We start from the raw sequence: 16,587 nt of genomic DNA, 5'->3' as shown, positions 1-16,587 counted from the left end.
TGAATTTTAATTTCTTTAATGCTCTGCAAACTACAATAGTTGTGCAAAATGCCCCAAATGCCGTTTAAATACAGGTAAAGCCTGTTGACTGTCTGTTTTTAAATACGCCTCAGAATGAAGCTTTTACCCCAAACGGATGCAATCTTTTTTAAGCTTGCCTAATTTTTTTAGAGGATTTGTGCAATAGCAGGCTGTTTATTAAGTTTAGGCTTTAAAGCATGAGCGCGGGCTACCTACAATTATTAAGCAAAATAGATGATTTTGTTAGGCGATACTATTTAAACAAAATGGTAAGAGGCCTAATTTGGTGGACCGCCATCTTTGTCATCAGCTTTTTAATTTTTACCGTTTCTGAGTATTATGGCTATTTTGCTATTGTAACGCGCAGCATTATTTTCTATGGCTTTATTGTAACCCAGCTGGTATTATTGTGGATGCTGATAGCCCGGCATTTGGCCGCTTATTTCCGTTTAGGCAAACACATTAACCATCAACAGGCTTCCGTAATTATTGGCCAGCATTTTCCGCAAATTAAAGATCGCCTGTTAAACACCCTAGAGCTGCATCAATTAGCAGAGGAAAACCCAGAACAGCGCGATTTAATTGAGGCCAGTATTGAACAGCGTATCAACAATTTTAAACCTATCCCTTTTATTAAAGCGGTAAACCTTGGCCAAAACAAAAAATATTTGGTTTATGCGCTGGTGCCCATTTTTGTGGTTTTAGTTATGGCTTTTGCTACGCCCAGCATTTTAAAACAGGGCAGCCAGCGTATTATCAACCACCAGGTGTTTTATAAAAAGAAAGCGCCATTTCAGTTTAATATCCTCAATAAAAACCTAAGCGTAAGGCAGGGCGATGATTTAAGTTTAGAGGTGATGATGAGCGGAGAACAAATTCCGGCCGAAGTGTATTTGATAGACGGCGCCCATATTTTTAAGCTGGATAAAAAAGATATTATACACTTTAGTTACGATTTTAAAAATTTGCAGAACACCAAAAATTACCGCTTGCAGGCCGGCGAATTTTCTTCTGATGAATTTACCGTGGCCGTGCAGGCAAAGCCGAAACTGCTCTCCTACTCGGTTAACTTGCAATATCCAGCTTATCTGCGCAAAGCAAAGGAAATGCTAAAAAACCCCGGCGATTTGACCGTTCCGGAAGGCACCATAGCTAGGTTTTTTGTTGAAACAGAGCATGTAAAAAAGTTTTTGCTCTCGTTAAACGGGATAGCACAAAACGCAGAACCGCAGAAAAAAAATGCCTTTATAGTTGAGCATAGGCTGATGAAAACCGGAACTTACGCTTTGGCTTTTAGCAATGCAGATTCGCCGGTTTATGATTCGGTGAGTTATGCGCTAAACATTATCAAAGACCAGTATCCCAAAATTGAGGTGGAAGAAAAGCCCGATTCGGCAAACGTAAACGTGCTTTACTTTATAGGGAAAATTAGCGACGACTATGGCTTTAGCCAATTGAAGTTCCACTACCAAATTAGCAAAACAAGCGATGCGAAACGGAAAGGAAAGGCTTTTGAAACTGCCATTAAGTTTGACAAACATCTTTTACAGAGCACCTTTTTACACGCTTGGCCTTTAAAACAAGTAGGCATTTTACCGGGCGAAGAAATTAGCTATTATTTTGATGTGGCAGATAACGACGGTGTCCAGGGAGCTAAACATACCCGATCGGCCACGCGCGTTTACCGCTTGCCCAGCAAAACAGAACAGCTGAACAGCTTAGAAAAAAGCACCGAAAGCATCCAAAATAAAATGGAGCAGGCCATTAGAAAAGCCGAGAAAATACAAACAGAAACCAAAAAATTAAGTCAGGATTTATTGCAACAGAAAAACCTGGATTACGAGCAAAAGAAACGCATTGATCAGCTGATAGCACAAAAGAAAGAGCTGGAAAAACTGGTGGAAGACATCCAAAAAGAGGGTAAGCAGAATTTAGAACAATCTAAAGAATTGCGCGAGCAAAATGAGGCTTTACTAGAAAAACAGAAGCAGATACAAGATTTATTTGAAAATGTGCTGGACGATAAAACCAAAGAGCTGCTGCAAAACTTACAGAAACTGGTAGAAAAAAACCAGAAAGAAATGAGCCAAAGCGAGCTGCAGAAGATGCAAATGGACAATAAATCTTTACAAAAAGAATTAGACCGCATTTTGGAGCTTTACAAAAAGCTGGCACTTGAGCAAAAACTAACTAACACCATTGACAAGTTGCAGGACCTTGCGAAAAAGCAAGAACAGCTGAGCGGCAATAAATCAAAACCGGCCGAGGAGCTAAAAAAAGAGCAACAACAGCTGCAAAAAGATTTTAACGATATTAAAAAGGACTTAAAAGACGTTAAGAAAGAAAATGAATTGCTGGAAAATCCGCAAGAATTGGGGCTAGAGCAAAAAGACCTAGACGCAATTGATAAAGATTTGGACGATGCACAACAAAATTTAGACAAAAACCAAAAGCAGGGCGCATCAAAATCTCAGCGCAATGCATCAGAAAAAATGCAGCAGCTGGCGCAGAAGCTCCAAAGCAATATGCAAGGAGGCATGGAGCAAGAAAATATGGTGAGCGAGCGCCAGTTGCGTATGATTTTAAAGAATTTGTTGAAGACCTCTTTTGACCAGGAAAAGCTGATGCTTGATTTTTCAAAAGCCAACCCGGGCGATCCGGGTTTTCTAAAGTTGGGACAAAAACAGCTGGAGATTAAAGAGAATCTAAAAATTGTGGAAGACAGCCTGTACAGCTTAAGCAAGGTAGTACCGCAGATACAAGCAACGGTAAATAAAGAGATACAGCAAATTAACCAGCAAATAAATACCGCCATTGAGCAAATTACCGAACAACAAATTGCCGAAGCAAACCGCAGCCAGCAATATGCACTTACGGGCATCAACAACTTGGCTTTAATGTTAAGCGAAGCTTTGCAGCAATTGCAAAACGCCATGAAAAACGCAAAATCTGGCGGTAAAGGCGGCAAGCCTCAGCCCAGCTTAGGCCAACTTTCTGAAATGCAAAAACAGCTGAACCAAAATATGCAAAAGGCTAAAGATGCCATGCAACAGCAAGGTATAAAACCGGGGCAAAAAGGCTCTAAAGAACTCTCGGAAAGCTTGGCAAAAATGGCGCAACAACAGCAAATGATACGGCAGGCTTTGCAAGAGATTAACAATAATTTGAACAAAGACGGCAAAGGAAGTTTGGGCAATTTGGAAAAAATAATGAAACAAATGGAACAAACGGAGACCGATCTCGTAAACAGACGTATTACACAAGAAGCGATAACCAGACAGCAGGAAATACAAACCAGACTGCTGGAAGCCGAAAAAGCAGAGCGAGAAAGGGAGCAGGACGAGAAAAGAGAAAGTAAAGCGGGGAAAGAATTTTCTCCGAATTATAACTTAATTTTGGAAGACTACCGAAAAATGAAAGCCAAGGAATTGCAGCAGATTAAAACCTTGCCGCCAACCTTGAATTATTTTTACAGGAATAAAATAACGGAATACTTTAAAACATTAAATTTGGGAGAGTAAGTATGAACAATTTCACAGAGACAATCATGGATAACGAGTTATATTCTCTTCAATTGCCATCAAATAGCGAAAGCGTTGCCGTGCTGGAAAATTTTATTGATGACCTTGTGCAAAAACTCGGGATTGGTGAAGATGTTTACGCCAATTTAATGACCTGCCTAAATGAAGCTTTAACCAATGCTATTTACCACGGCAACAAGCAAGACCCCAACAAAAAGGTTTATGTTAATTTGGATGTGATTTTAAATAAGCGGTTGGTTTTTACCATTACTGATGAAGGCGAAGGCTTTGATTTTAACAATATCCCGGACCCTACCGATATAGAAAATTTAGAAAAATTAACCGGCCGTGGCGTATTTATTATGAAACGTTTGGCAGACCAGTGCATTTTTAACACACGCGGCAACGAGGTAGAACTGCACTTTAGATATTAATGAGCGCCACCGCTATTTATTTTTTTTCTGAAGAAACGCCGTTTAAACCTAAAAAGGTTGGCGCATTACGTGTGTGGTTGAGCGACATGATAAATGCGGAAAAGCACCAGCTTGGCGAACTGAATTTCATCTTTTGTTCTGATGATTACCTGCTAAAAATTAATCAGGAATATTTAAACCACGATACTTACACGGATACCGTCACCTTTGACAACTCTGATAAAGACGGCCTAATTGTGGGCGATATTTTCATCAGCATTGAGCGTGTGCGCGATAATGCCAAAACCTTTAAAAGCAAAAGCGTTGATGAGCTGCACCGCGTAATGGCGCACAGCACCTTGCATTTGCTGGGTTATAAAGACAAAAACCCGAACGATAAAAAGCAGATGACTGCCAAAGAAGATGAGTATCTGGCAAAACGCAATTTCTAATCTTCCTCTAAAGCTTCTTTATTTAACAACTGCGCGTAAGTAGCCCTCAGCTTATTTACCTTAGGATCTATTACCGCCCTGCAATAGCCGGCGTAGCGGTTTTGGTTATAATAATTTTGATGGTAGCCTTCGGCCGAAAAATAATTGTGTAAGGGCTCCAGCTCGGTAACGATAGGTTTGCTGTACACCGGCGCCAGTTCTGCTAAAACCTTTTCAGCTACTTCTTTCTGGCTTTCGTTATGATAATAAATGCCCGATCTGTACTGCGTACCCGCATCTGCCCCTTGGCGGTTTAAGCTGGTAGGATCATGACTGGTGATAAAAACCTTCAATAAATCCGCATAACTGATGACAGACGCATCAAAGGTTACTTGCACCACCTCCGCATAGCCAGAAACGCCACTGCAAACCATCTCATAACTTGGGTTAGGGATTAAGCCATTTGCGTAACCCGACTCTACCTTTAAAACTCCTTTTAACCTTTGCATTACGGCCTCGGTACACCAAAAGCACCCGCCAGCCAAAGTTGTCACTTCTATTTGCTCTGCCATCTTAACCCTTTTTGATTGTGATTTACCTTTTTGATTTTTTTACTTTTTACTTTTCACTTTTTAACGAACAAACTGTCTGTAAAATAACGTTTGCTGTCCATAAAACGGTGACTAACTTCAAAACCGCTATGCTTAGCCAACATATCTATCTCTTTAAATGAGTATTTTTTTGATTGCTCTGTCCAAATCAGTTCATCTTTAGCAAAATGGAAACTAAAATCGGTGTTTGCCAAGCGCACTTCTTGGTCGCTCAAACTTACCAAATAGCTAAGCAGTTCGCCATTGCGTGGATTGTAGTAGCAATAAAAATCAAATTCGTTTAAATTGAAGTTTGCCCCCAACTCACGGTTCATCCGCTTAAGCAAATTTAAGTTAAAGCGCTTGGTAATGCCATGCGGATCCGAATAAGCCTGATAAATAACCTGGGGGTTCTTCTGCAAATCAATCCCCATCAATAGCTTATCGCCGGCTTTCATAGATTGGTTAAACAAATCCATTAACCTAAAAGCTTCTTCTTTGGGGTAATTACCAATATTGCCTCCCAAAAAAAGTAACAAGCTTTGATGTTTATTTGTTTTCTTCAATTGACCAAGTACTTCAAAATAATCGCCTACGGCAGGTTTTATTTTAAGCGAAGGCAAATTCTTTTGCAGTTGTTGGCTAAGCATATTCATGGCCTCTTGCGAAATATCAATTGGGATATAATCAAAATTGACGCCTTTGCTCAGCAAAAACTCCAAAAGTTTAAAGGTTTTGGCACCGTCACCGGCACCCAGTTCTATGATGTTAAAGGGTTGGTCAAAGGCCAAACTTTCAAAAATCTTATCTGCTTGGGTGGCCAAAATTTCGTATTCGCAATCGCTCAGATAGTACTCGGCCATCTCCATAATTTCTTTGAAAATACGGCTGCCTTCATCATCATAAAAATATTTTGAAGAGAGGTACTTTTCTTTGGCACTTAGTCCTACAATTACATCTTTTTTAAAGGTATTGGGCATGTTTTTCATCTGCTTATTTTGTTTTTTTGGTGATGAAGCCCTGCACGCAACAGACAGAAATCATAACCCAGGCATTTGTCAAATTCTTACTTATCCATGTTCATAAACATCTTGTCTGCGATAATCTCGTCATCAAACCTGTGAACAAAGCTTTGCTTGCTATTAGCAATCATCGTGCACTAAAATCTAAATCCAAGATCTACGGATATTAGCTTGCTCTCTTTAGAGAAACCGTAACCGGCAGTCACCAAAAACTTGTTATAAAGGTTTATCCACAAACCTGGTCCGTAGCCTTGGTGCCAAGTTTTTGATTCGGGGAAGCTGTTGTTAACCTTGGCAATGTCGTAAAAACCGTACAAGCCAAAATCGCCGGTGAGGATATAACTGCGGAAAGTAGTCACCGGAAAACGCACTTCTGAATTGGCGTAATAAGCCGATTTGCCCGAAAAACGCTGGTTGCGGAAACCCCTCAGATTTTCGTTGTTGCCAATGCTGTTGGCTTGGTAAAACTTATAATCTCCAATGTTGGTTTGCGCACCCAAACGCAAAGCAACGGTTAGCGGCAAGCCTATGTTTGGCGTGCCAAAAGCGGATAAATCTGTACTTAAGCGCACAAAACGGTCTTTATCGCCGGCCAACTCATGGTAATAGTCTGCCGTGTTATCCCAAGTTAAGCCGGTTTGCGGTTTAAGCTTGCTATCAACCAAAGAGATTTTAAAATAAGATTTTAGCGTGGCAAACCTTCCAGGATTTTGATAGTTGAAAGTTTGCGTGCCCAAATAATTAGCTTCATTTCTTTGGATAATTTTTACAAACTGAAATCCGGGACCTATGCCGAACTTCACCTTATCCGACATGCGGCGTTGAAAATAAAGCTGTGCGTCAAAAGCTTCGGAACGTACGCGGTAAAAATCGATATCGTCATTAATATTGGCAGTGCCGTTGCCTAAACCGTAAAAATTAAAGCTATAAGCAGGACCCGCGTAGTTTGCACTGGCCACCAAATCGTATTTATGGGCAAATAGCGAGTAAAAAGTTGCGCGGTATTTCCCTACAATGGCTTTGGTTTGTACAGAGTGCAATAAAGATAATTTTTGTTCGGCAGCCCAAGGCGTTTTGCGGAACCCCGAAGTTTTGTTCAAATAAACCAAGCCTAGTAGAATACCATCTTTAGAGTTTTTATAATCGCCGTTTGGTAAAATGCTGGATTTATTATACTCAAAATTATCGGGCATAAACTCGTTTACCCACGTACCGTTTGAGTCGTACACGCGTGTGTTGGCACCATCTACAAAGGTGTTTTTTGGTGTATCGTAAAACACGGTGCGGCCATTTTCGCCTTCATCGGCTAAATAGTCTTTCTGTGGACCGCCAACCACGGTAATTTTAATAGGCCTGCTGGATTCTCCTCTCACCACCAAACTGTCGTTCTCATCTAACAAATAAAAATTGATGCGGCGGGTGAGGTTATTATCAAAAACCCGCCAGTAAATTTTCTTGTCAATTTTACCGTCTTTTTTGGTTTTGTACATGGTAACTTCGGTGCTGTCTTTTCCTCTTTGCACCTCCACGTATTCGTATTTGTTAGATCCGGTAATGGTTACTTCGTCTGCTAAAACCCGGTAATATTTTTTAGCTACATCTAACAGTTGGCCCCGGCGCGATTTCAATTTTTCTATCAACTCTTTGCCAGTAAGTTGGTAAGCTGCGGCGGGCATTTGTGCAACCGCCTTTTCTATTACCGCATCAGTCAGGTTTTCTTGCATAAAGGTTGCGGTTTCTATCCAATCAGAATAGGTGAGCCCGTTTAACAGGTTGCGGTCCATATTGCGCGAGGCGATGGAAAGCTTTCTAGGATCGGGCATTTCCATTTCAAAAGATTGGATATCTGGAATGGCTTTGCTGGCAATGCGCGGCAGCAAGCCGTCGAATTTTGTAAAAGCTTGATCACGATCACGTGGGATAGGTTTATACAAATCCCCTTTCCCTTTTTTCTCAAACTCGGCCCAGCGCCATTGGTCTTCGTGGCGATCCCAATCGCCAATGAACATATCAAACAGCCGTGCTTTCAAAAATGCTTGCTGATCTACCGAATTATCATTGTCTTCTCTGATTTTTTCGTACATGGTACGCGTACTCACCGCATTTTTGGTGTAACCGAAATCTTTAAACTGAGATAAATCTTCATCTGGGCGTACTTCGATAATACCTACCCTGCCACCCACTTCCTGGATATAAGGCCCTAAAAGATTAGAGTAAGGCATATACACCACCTGCGGGTTGGTATGGAAAACTCCAATGGCATCGGCTAAATCCGGTATTACCAACGCACCGTAAGGATGTGCAGATGAAATTTGATCCTGCACAAAATCTCCGGCAAAGGTTGGCCTCAAACCTTCTGGCAACAGCGCCGATGGGTTTTTATCAATGGTGCGGAACTGGTACTGGATTTTATCTTTCCCTTCTAACCTTAAAGAAGTGGTTTGCTTGCCGCCACCCAATTGCAAAGGCGTAAGGCCGCCGGCAAACTTGGTTAAATCCAAATACGGAATTTCTATCGGCGTTGCCCAAACCGAGCGGTAGTGCTCGCCAAAAAGCCATTGTTTAAACCCAGATGCTTTATAGTGTGCGCCAACGGCCATTGTTTTAGTAGAATCGGCGTAGTTGGTTAGGGCTTCTTGCCTAACTTTTTGTTTGGTTGCCGGCAAAGCATAGAGTGGCGAACGGTACACCAACTTGCCTTTGCTCCCATCGCCTTCGGGTTCCCAAAACTCCACCCAGCACTGGCCATTTTTATAGTAATTTAAACGTGCAAAGCCTTTTGTGCCGTGACCAAAAAGTGCATCGTTACCTTTAAACAAAGCGCTATTTTTACTGCCGGCGCCACTGGTTATGTAATTTTGACCTTTAAATTTTGTCAGCATTAAGGCATGTTCGTGTCCCGACGCTACCACAATATTGGGCTTTTCTTCAAACAAAGCCATCAGCTCGTTTCTTAAACGCTGGTATTTTTTATTGGATATATCTTGCCTAGAAAGCCCATACTGCCGCATTAGCGGATAAATAGAGCCAATTACCGGCAAAGGGATGTAAGCGTTAGGATAAACCAGGGTTAAAGGGAACATATAGTCTAACAGCGTAAAATAGCCTCCGTGCTTACCGTTAGAGAATAGCGGATGGTGCATGGTAAAAACAATGTTTTTGTTTTTGTTGCGCAGCACGATGTCTTTAATTTGCGCTATCAGCTGATTTTCATTTTCAACAGAGCAACCTTCTTCGTAACGGTCAGAGCGGTCGTGCTTGGTTAGCCACCACTCGCTATCTATGGCGATGATTACCAGGTTCCCGTTCATCTGTATTTCTACCGGACCCGCGCATCCGTTACTCGGAATAAAAACATCAGCACTGTCTAAATAATTTTCTACGAAAGCCTCCTGCCGTTTAACGGCTTCTAAACCACCGTATCCGCTACGGTTCCAATCGTGGTTGCCGGGAATAAAAATCTTTTTGCCCTCAAAATTCTCCACCACCTTCATCTGCTCAATAATCTTTTTCTCTTTTTCTTTGCGGTCGCTGGCATCCGGCTCGGGCATTCCATGCTCGTAAATATTATCGCCCATAAATATTACCGCGTCTTTTTTGCTGGATAATTTGTTGATTACCGTATCGCCTGTGTTTTTGTTAATCACCGTATCCAGTCGGTAAATTTGGCTTTCCATCAGTTTTAAGGTAGGCTCTTGTTTGCTAAGCGAAGGATTGCCCACGTCACCGATTAGAAAAACGGTATAATCTAGCGTCAAAGAATCCGGATTATTTGCCTTTTGCCAATCGCGCTCACTTTTGGCATAAAAAGGTTTATAAGTAGTACACGAAGTATAAAAAAGGGCTGTGATAAGCCCTGCGGTTAAGTAGATGTATATTTTACGCATTTAGTCAATTAATTTTACGATGTTTCCTTTTTTGTTGCGCCCCTCGTTAGAAATGTACAATTCGTTCTTAGCGTTAAAAGCAATCCCTTCGGGCTGTATAAATTCTGCGCCATTAAAGCGCTTCACAGAAGAAAAACTTCCATCCGCGTTTAGTACTAAAATGAATTTGTTGATGGATGACAACACATACAGTTGCCCAGTTTTTGGGTGAAAAGCAAGTGCTGATGGCTTAATTACCTCGTTCAGGTTTTTGTTGCCTATTGCTTTTAAGAAATCTTTTGATGCTTCCAGCAGCTCATCTCCTTTAAATTGTGCTTCAATATCTTTCAAATAAATTTTGATGGCAGGTTCCTCATGGAACTTCATATCTTTTAAAGTGAACTGATAAATAGACTTAAATTCTTTTTCGTCGTGGTTTTTGTCCAGATTTTTCTCTTTTACCGAGAGCAGTAAGCGGTTATTTTTAGCGTCGTACGCCAAGCCTTCCACATCATGTTTAGATTTTAAAGGCGTTTTGTAATAAGTTACCTGCGGATGCTCGCTCATGAATTTCGCAATCTCATAGATGGTACCGTTAGCTTTAACCACGTACATGGTATCTCCTTTTTGCGCCAGATCTTCGTAATCGCCATCATCGGCAAACACAAATTCGCGCACAATCTTCTTGCTGCTTAAATCAAAAAAATACAGGATACCCTTTTCGTCCTCAATGGCGGCTACCAAACTATCGCTCACAAAAGTGAGGTCCGAAATTTCTTTCAAATCCTTTGGCACCTCAATTACATTGCTTACCGAATCTAAAACCGGTCCTTTGCGCTCGTCCCTTTCCTTTTTGTTTTTGCAAGATGCGCAGGCGATAATTAAGAAAGCTAGTAAGAGTTTGTTCATTTTTGGATTTAAATTTGTTAACCAGTTTATGATGAACAAATAATCAAAACCTATACCATTAGATTCTTTCGCTATTTGACAAAAATTATATGAACAAGCTATTTGCCGAAGAAGAAATTGAGAAATACATATTTGAGCTGTTTAAAGAAAAACTGCCCGAGGATCTCTTATACCATAATTTTGCGCACACCACGCAAACCGTTGCTGCCGCCAAGGAACTATCCGAGGCGCTAAACTTGCCGAGCGAGGATTTTGAGAATGTTATTGTGGCAGCTTGGTTTCATGATACCGGATACACCAAAAACTATGAAAACCACGAGGAAGAGAGCGTAAATATTTTGAAAGCTTATTTTGGGAACAAATTGGAAAACAGCCGTTTTGAAAAGATTAAACAGCTGATTTTGAGTACCCGTTATGGGCATTTATCCGAGGGTTTATTAGAGGAAATTTTGCATGACGCGGATTACATTAGCATTGGTAAAAAGAATTTTAGCGAACGTGCCGAATTATTGCGCTGCGAGTGGGAAAAAATAAACAACAAGATTTATGATAGCCGGGAATGGGCCGAGCTACAGCTTGATTTTCTGATAAGAAAGAGGTTTAAAACAAAACCGGCGCTTGAACTGTACGGAAAACGGCGCGAGAAAAACATCGAGCAACAAAGGAAGCTGATAGAAAAACTTAAAACCGACCAGTATAAAGTACAGCTTAAAAAAGACAGCACCGCCGCTAAATTGGCTAAAGAAGGCCGGGGGATTGAGACGCTTTTCCGTTCTGTTTACGGTTACCACATGGATTTAAGTTCCATGGCCGATCAAAAAGCGAATATCATGATCAGCATCAACACCATTGTGGTTTCCGTAATTATCACGCTTTTTGGTTCGGGCTACACCTTTGCCGATTCGCAAGATTTTAAACACATGCGTTTTGTATTCCCGATGTTATTGCTGGTAGTAAGCAGTTTGGTATCGGTAACTTTCGCTATTTTATCGGCAAGGCCCAATATCACATCTAAAGAAAAATACGAGCTAAGCAACAAAAACAGCAGCATTCTGTTCTTCGGCAACTTTTCGCAAATTAAACTGAAAGAGTTTGTGGACCAGATTAGGGCTTTAAAAGGCGAGAAAAACGAGTTGTATGATAGCATGTCGGTAGACATTTACCATCTGGGCGGTGTATTGGTGAAGAAGTATAAATTGCTCACCTGGTCCTACAATATATTTATGGCCGGCTTAATTTTGTGTGCCGTAGGCTTTATCGGGATAATTATTTACTCTTACTAAGCGGTTTACAATCGGGTAAAGAGATGTACGCATATTCTACAATTCCGAAATGCTCGTACTCATCTTTCCCATGTTTTAACCTATCCCAGTTAAACCAGGTTTTAACCACTTTTTTATCTTTTAGCTTGACTAAATATTTTTGGGTAAGTAAGATATAGCACGGATCAACCACGCTATTTTTCAAAAGTTTGTGCGCTAAAATAACATCCTCGCCCATTAATTTGGTCCGTTTGCCAATTTTTGTTGGGGTAACCTGGCCGTGGTGCACTATCACCTTCATCCCAAGCTGGTTTGCCGATAAATATTTATGGTACAAATCCGGGTCGGTTTGCTCAAAACCTGAAATAGCGTCTAAAAAAACTTCATAAATGAGCTGGCATTGCTGGGCGACTTTTTTTATGGCAGGCAATCGCCCAATTTTAAAGAAAAAAATGGCGTCGCCTTCTATCTCGGCAATGTCCATCGCCAAAATATTGGCTTCGGCAACTTTGTTCAACACGGTACTTATAACCCGGTTGGCAAAGTCGGCATCGTCTGTAGTGGTTACAAAACGGGTGAAACCTGTGATGTCTGGTATGCAAAAGAAAACAGGAACCGCAGATTTTTTATTCATTTTTGATAATGAGCGCTTTAACGTGATTTTTGTGGCTGCAAATAAAACAAAAATATTCTATCGCTTAGCCAATTGGTTTTAATATTTGATGTTATGCAAAAGCAACACCACAAAAAAAAGCGGTAACCTATACCGCTTTGTATGTTCTAAATCTTTATTCTTTTTTTAGTTAATGAAATCAAAGCCGGTATAAGGCACCAAACAGGCCGGCACTTTAATGCCGCTTTCTGTCTGGAAATTTTCTAATATAGATGCTAATATACGCGGCAAAGCTAAAGCACTACCGTTTAAAGTATGTGGCAATTGTGTTTTGCCTTCTTTTCCTTTAAAACGAAGTTTTAAGCGGTTGCTTTGGAAGGTCTCGAAATTTGAAACAGAAGAAACCTCTAACCAGCGCTCTTGGGCCGCGCTAAACACTTCCATATCATAAGTTAAGGCAGACGTGAAGCCCATATCGCCACCGCATAACCGTAGCACGCGGTATTGCAGACCCAATTTCTGTAGCAAGCCTTGTACGTGCGCACTCATCTGCTCCAAAACATCGTAAGAATGGTCCGGATGCACCACCTGCACAATTTCTACCTTATCAAACTGGTGCAAACGGTTTAAACCTCTAACGTGTGCACCGTAGGAACCTGCTTCGCGACGGAAACAAGGTGTATAACCACAGTTTTTAATCGGCAGTTCTTCTTCTTTTAAAATAACATCGCGGTATAAATTAGTTACCGGAACCTCGGCCGTTGGGATTAAAAACAAATTATCCAAACCAACATGGTACATTTGCCCCTCTTTATCTGGCAACTGGCCGGTACCAAAACCCGACGCTTCGTTCACTAAATGCGGCACCATCATTTCTTCGTAGCCGGCTTTATCTGCCTCGGCTAAAAAGAAGTTGATCAAAGCCCTTTGCAACTTCGCGCCTTTGCCTTTATAAACCGGAAAACCCGCCCCCGTAATTTTTACGCCCAGCTCAAAATCAATTAAATTATACTTTGCGGCCAGCTCCCAATGTGGCAATGCGCTTTTTGGCAGGCTTGGCAAATCGCCGTTTACCAACACCACCTCATTATCTTCGGGCGTTTTGCCGGCCGGCACACTTTTGTGTGGTAAGTTTGGCAGTTGCACCAGCCTTTGCTGTAAATCGTGCTCTATCTGTGCAAGTTCGTCCTGCAAAGCTTTTACCTCTTCTTTATTGCTCGATGTTTCTGCTTTAATAGCTTCTGCTTCTTCTTTTTTTCCGTTACGCATCAGCTCGCCAATTTGCTTGGCCGCTGCATTTCCTTTGGCCAAAAGCTCATCAGCTTGGGCCTGGGTGCGCTTCCGCTGATCATCTAAATGTATCACTTCTTCTACCAGCTGAGGCTCGGCAAAATTTCTTACAGCTAAACGGGCTAAAACTTCCTCTTTATTTTCGCGGATATAACTAACTTGCAGCATCTCTAAATTTTTTTTACAAATATAGTATTGCTTAGCTTATAGGGCTTGGCAATTTTAGATTTGTACAGAGAAACAAAAAACGGTTTATGCACGGCAAACTTTACCTGGTGCCAACGCCTATTGGCAACCTTGAAGATATTACCCTTAGAGCTTTACGCGTACTTAAAGAAGTGAATTTAATTTTGGCAGAAGACACACGCACATCTGCACCTATGTTAAAGCATTTTGGTATTGAACAAAAAGTTTTTGCGCACCACCAACATAATGAGCATAAGGCCGTTGCAGAGATTATCCGTTTTTTAAAGGAAGGCCAAAACATTGCTTTAATTTCTGATGCGGGCACACCGGCAATTTCCGACCCGGGTTTTTTACTGGTGCGCGAAGTATTAAAAAACGGTTTAGCAGTTGAATGCCTGCCCGGCGCAACGGCTTTTGTACCCGCCTTAGTTAACTCGGGTTTGCCCAACGACCGTTTTGTGTTTGAAGGCTTTTTGCCTGTAAAAAAAGGGCGACAAACCCGGCTTAAAGAGCTGGAATACGAGCAAAGAACGTTGGTATTTTACGAATCGCCACACCGACTGCTAAAAACTTTGGAAGAGTTTATTGAAGTTTTTGGGGAAGAACGACAGGCTTCTATCTCGCGCGAGCTAACAAAAGTATTTGAAGAAACCGTGCGTGGTACCTTGGCAGAAGTTAAACAGCATTTTGAAACTAACGTATTAAAAGGCGAGTTTGTGATGGTGGTTGCGGGAAGTGAAAAGCCTGCACCAAAAAAAGACGAAAAATATTATAAGAAATAGCTTTTTTAAAAGAGCAACGACGTAAATAAATGAAAAGAATTATCTGGCTGGCACTACTTTCCAGTTTTTTATTGTGGCTGGCTTGGCCACCAATCCCTTACACATCCTTTATCCTGCTTTTTGCATTGGTGCCTTTAATGATGGCTTTGCAAGAATTGGCCGAGAGCGAACGAACAAAAGAAACCCTATTTTTAATTGCGGGTTTAAGCTTTTTAGTTTGGAACACCGCCTCTATTTACTGGGTTTTTAATTCGCTAAACGCAGTAATGCCCACCATCGCCGCTTGTTTACTCTCGCTAATCCCATTTGGCTTGGGCGCTTTTTTAATGGCGCTCAGTTTTTGGGCCTACCGAAAAATATCGCTTAAGTTTCCCGCTTTTTTGGCGGATATATCTTTGATAGGTTTATGGATGAGTTATGAATATCTGCACCAAACTTGGGATTTAAAATTCCCTTGGATGACTCTGGGAAACGGTTTTTCTACCTCGGCACAACTGATACAATGGTACGAGTACACCGGCGTTTACGGCGGCACACTATGGATTTTGGTGAGCAATATTTTGATTTTTAGGTTGTGGATGATTTGGCGCACAAAAGCATCGCAACAAAAAGAAACGCCGAAACCAAGCTATCAAAAAAGAAACGTACAGTTTTTGCTGATTGCGCTGGGGCTTTGGGTGGTGTTGCCCATTACCGCGTCGCTGTACATTTACAACGATTATGAGGAGGAAGTAAACCCATCAAACATCGTGGTGGTGCAACCAAATATAGATCCTTACGGAAAAAATTATACCTACACTGCCCAAGAACAGCTGAGCAAGCTGATTAAATTAAGCCAGCAAAAAGGGCAGGTAAATACCGAGTTTTTCATTTGGCCCGAGACCGCATTAATTGGATATACAGAGGAAAAAGACTTTTTTTTAAGCCCGAATTTCAAAGCCGTAAGCCATTTTTTAGATAGCTTTAAAAACGCTACTGTAATTACCGGTGCCGAGACGTACGCCGTATATCCGGATAAAAAAACAAGCTCCGCACGTTTTAGTAAAGAGAATAACTTTTACTGGGACAGCTTTAATACGGCTGTTGCGATAGAAAACTCGCCCGAATTGCAATTTTACCACAAATCAAAGCTGGTGCCCGGCGTAGAAAAAATGCCCTTCCCAAAACTTTTAAGCGTGCTCAACCCGCTTTTCGAAAAATTTGGCGGCACCACAGGCGGTTATGGCGGCCAGGCGCAACCCACAAACCTTTACGCATCTAGCGGTATTGGTGTGTTTTCCGCAATCTGTTACGAATCTATCTGGGGCGATTGGGTGGCGGAAGCGGTAGGTAAAGGCGCGCAGTTTATCGCCGTAATTACTAACGACGGTTGGTGGGGCAATACCTCTGGCAAAGACCAACATTTGGATTATGCCCGCTTACGCGCGATAGAAAACCGCCGGTGGGTGGCGCGCTCGGCAAACACCGGCATTTCTGCTTTTATTAACCAGCGCGGTGATGTGGTACAACAAACCGAATGGTGGAAAGAAGCGGTAATTAAGCAAGATATTAATCTAAACTCGGAGCTTACTTTTTACACCAAACATCAGGATTGGATTGTTTATCCTTTTCTGCTGATTGGCGTTTTCAGTTTTGCTTACGCGATTTTTCTCGGCGTTATATTTAGAAAGAAAGTATAGCT

The 16,587-nt window shown here is 41.5% G+C and carries 12 protein-coding genes; 6 read left to right on the top strand and 6 right to left on the bottom strand.

Annotation, left to right across the window (positions count from 1 at the left end; translation table 11 throughout):
- The first annotated feature begins 218 nt into the window (after window positions 1-218).
- Genes BCY91_RS07795 through ybeY form a run of 3 tightly spaced genes read left to right on the top strand, consistent with a single transcriptional unit; the run spans window position 219 to window position 4,407 of the window.
- Window positions 219-3,542, top strand: coding sequence for a DUF4175 family protein (locus BCY91_RS07795; protein WP_120181389.1), 3,324 nt, complete (start codon window positions 219-221; stop codon window positions 3,540-3,542).
- Window positions 3,543-3,568: 26 nt separating this feature from the next.
- Complete coding sequence (locus tag BCY91_RS07790; protein ID WP_120181507.1) at window positions 3,569-3,976, top strand: ATP-binding protein; 408 nt, start codon at window positions 3,569-3,571, stop codon at window positions 3,974-3,976.
- Window positions 3,976-4,407: an rRNA maturation RNase YbeY gene (gene ybeY / locus BCY91_RS07785; RefSeq protein WP_120181388.1), complete on the top strand. Its 432-nt coding sequence runs from the start codon at window positions 3,976-3,978 to the stop codon at window positions 4,405-4,407. The genes BCY91_RS07790 and ybeY overlap by 1 nt, the downstream gene beginning before the upstream one ends.
- Here the strand turns inward: ybeY and msrA are convergent.
- The 4 genes from msrA to BCY91_RS07765 form a co-directional block, all read right to left on the bottom strand.
- Complete coding sequence (gene msrA / locus BCY91_RS07780; RefSeq protein WP_120181387.1) at window positions 4,404-4,958, bottom strand: peptide-methionine (S)-S-oxide reductase MsrA; 555 nt, start codon at window positions 4,956-4,958, stop codon at window positions 4,404-4,406. The two genes, ybeY and msrA, sit on opposite strands and share 4 nt — an antisense overlap.
- A gap of 53 nt (window positions 4,959-5,011) precedes the next feature.
- Window positions 5,012-5,965 (bottom strand): L-histidine N(alpha)-methyltransferase, encoded by a 954-nt coding sequence (locus BCY91_RS07775; RefSeq protein WP_245989032.1) that lies wholly within the window; start codon window positions 5,963-5,965, stop codon window positions 5,012-5,014.
- Window positions 5,966-6,135: 170 nt separating this feature from the next.
- Window positions 6,136-9,885 (bottom strand): metallophosphoesterase, encoded by a 3,750-nt coding sequence (locus tag BCY91_RS07770; RefSeq protein ID WP_120181386.1) that lies wholly within the window; start codon window positions 9,883-9,885, stop codon window positions 6,136-6,138.
- Window positions 9,886-10,773 (bottom strand): SdiA-regulated domain-containing protein, encoded by an 888-nt coding sequence (locus BCY91_RS07765; RefSeq protein ID WP_147387921.1) that lies wholly within the window; start codon window positions 10,771-10,773, stop codon window positions 9,886-9,888.
- 89 nt (window positions 10,774-10,862) lie between these two features.
- Here BCY91_RS07765 and BCY91_RS07760 point away from each other — a divergent pair, with 89 nt between their 5' ends.
- The gene (locus tag BCY91_RS07760; protein ID WP_120181384.1) at window positions 10,863-12,056 is read left to right on the top strand and encodes a Pycsar system effector family protein; all 1,194 of its coding nucleotides are present in this window, start codon (window positions 10,863-10,865) and stop codon (window positions 12,054-12,056) included.
- Here the strand turns inward: BCY91_RS07760 and BCY91_RS07755 are convergent.
- Together BCY91_RS07755 and serS are read right to left on the bottom strand one after the other, a co-directional pair.
- Window positions 12,040-12,669 (bottom strand): DUF2652 domain-containing protein, encoded by a 630-nt coding sequence (locus BCY91_RS07755; protein WP_120181383.1) that lies wholly within the window; start codon window positions 12,667-12,669, stop codon window positions 12,040-12,042. The two genes, BCY91_RS07760 and BCY91_RS07755, sit on opposite strands and share 17 nt — an antisense overlap.
- Before the next feature lie 165 nt (window positions 12,670-12,834).
- Window positions 12,835-14,106: a serine--tRNA ligase gene (gene serS, locus BCY91_RS07750; RefSeq protein ID WP_120181382.1), complete on the bottom strand. Its 1,272-nt coding sequence runs from the start codon at window positions 14,104-14,106 to the stop codon at window positions 12,835-12,837.
- 86 nt (window positions 14,107-14,192) lie between these two features.
- Here serS and rsmI point away from each other — a divergent pair, with 86 nt between their 5' ends.
- Complete coding sequence (rsmI, locus tag BCY91_RS07745) at window positions 14,193-14,906, top strand: 16S rRNA (cytidine(1402)-2'-O)-methyltransferase (RefSeq protein ID WP_120181381.1); 714 nt, start codon at window positions 14,193-14,195, stop codon at window positions 14,904-14,906.
- Window positions 14,907-14,935: 29 nt separating this feature from the next.
- On the top strand, window positions 14,936-16,585 hold the full coding sequence (lnt, locus tag BCY91_RS07740) for an apolipoprotein N-acyltransferase (RefSeq protein ID WP_120181380.1): 1,650 nt from the start codon (window positions 14,936-14,938) through the stop codon (window positions 16,583-16,585).
- Window positions 16,586-16,587: the final 2 nt, after the last annotated feature.

It is taken from the genome of Pelobium manganitolerans, assembly GCF_003609575.1.
Lineage (GTDB): Bacteria > Bacteroidota > Bacteroidia > Sphingobacteriales > Sphingobacteriaceae > Pseudopedobacter > Pseudopedobacter manganitolerans.
This window is presented reverse-complemented; position numbering and strand designations above follow the sequence as displayed.

Bases quoted from the DNA above. Each gene is read 5' to 3' on its own strand.
- BCY91_RS07795 (WP_120181389.1), top strand. From the start codon at position 219: ATGAGCGCGGGCTACCTACAATTATTAAGCAAAATAGATGATTTTGTT.
- BCY91_RS07790 (WP_120181507.1), top strand. From the start codon at position 3,569: ATGGATAACGAGTTATATTCTCTTCAATTGCCATCAAATAGCGAAAGC.
- ybeY (WP_120181388.1), top strand. From the start codon at position 3,976: ATGAGCGCCACCGCTATTTATTTTTTTTCTGAAGAAACGCCGTTTAAA.
- msrA (WP_120181387.1), bottom strand. From the start codon at position 4,958: ATGGCAGAGCAAATAGAAGTGACAACTTTGGCTGGCGGGTGCTTTTGG.
- BCY91_RS07775 (WP_245989032.1), bottom strand. From the start codon at position 5,965: ATGAAAAACATGCCCAATACCTTTAAAAAAGATGTAATTGTAGGACTA.
- BCY91_RS07770 (WP_120181386.1), bottom strand. From the start codon at position 9,885: ATGCGTAAAATATACATCTACTTAACCGCAGGGCTTATCACAGCCCTT.
- BCY91_RS07765 (WP_147387921.1), bottom strand. From the start codon at position 10,773: ATGAACAAACTCTTACTAGCTTTCTTAATTATCGCCTGCGCATCTTGC.
- BCY91_RS07760 (WP_120181384.1), top strand. From the start codon at position 10,863: ATGAACAAGCTATTTGCCGAAGAAGAAATTGAGAAATACATATTTGAG.
- BCY91_RS07755 (WP_120181383.1), bottom strand. From the start codon at position 12,669: ATGAATAAAAAATCTGCGGTTCCTGTTTTCTTTTGCATACCAGACATC.
- serS (WP_120181382.1), bottom strand. From the start codon at position 14,106: ATGCTGCAAGTTAGTTATATCCGCGAAAATAAAGAGGAAGTTTTAGCC.
- rsmI (WP_120181381.1), top strand. From the start codon at position 14,193: ATGCACGGCAAACTTTACCTGGTGCCAACGCCTATTGGCAACCTTGAA.
- lnt (WP_120181380.1), top strand. From the start codon at position 14,936: ATGAAAAGAATTATCTGGCTGGCACTACTTTCCAGTTTTTTATTGTGG.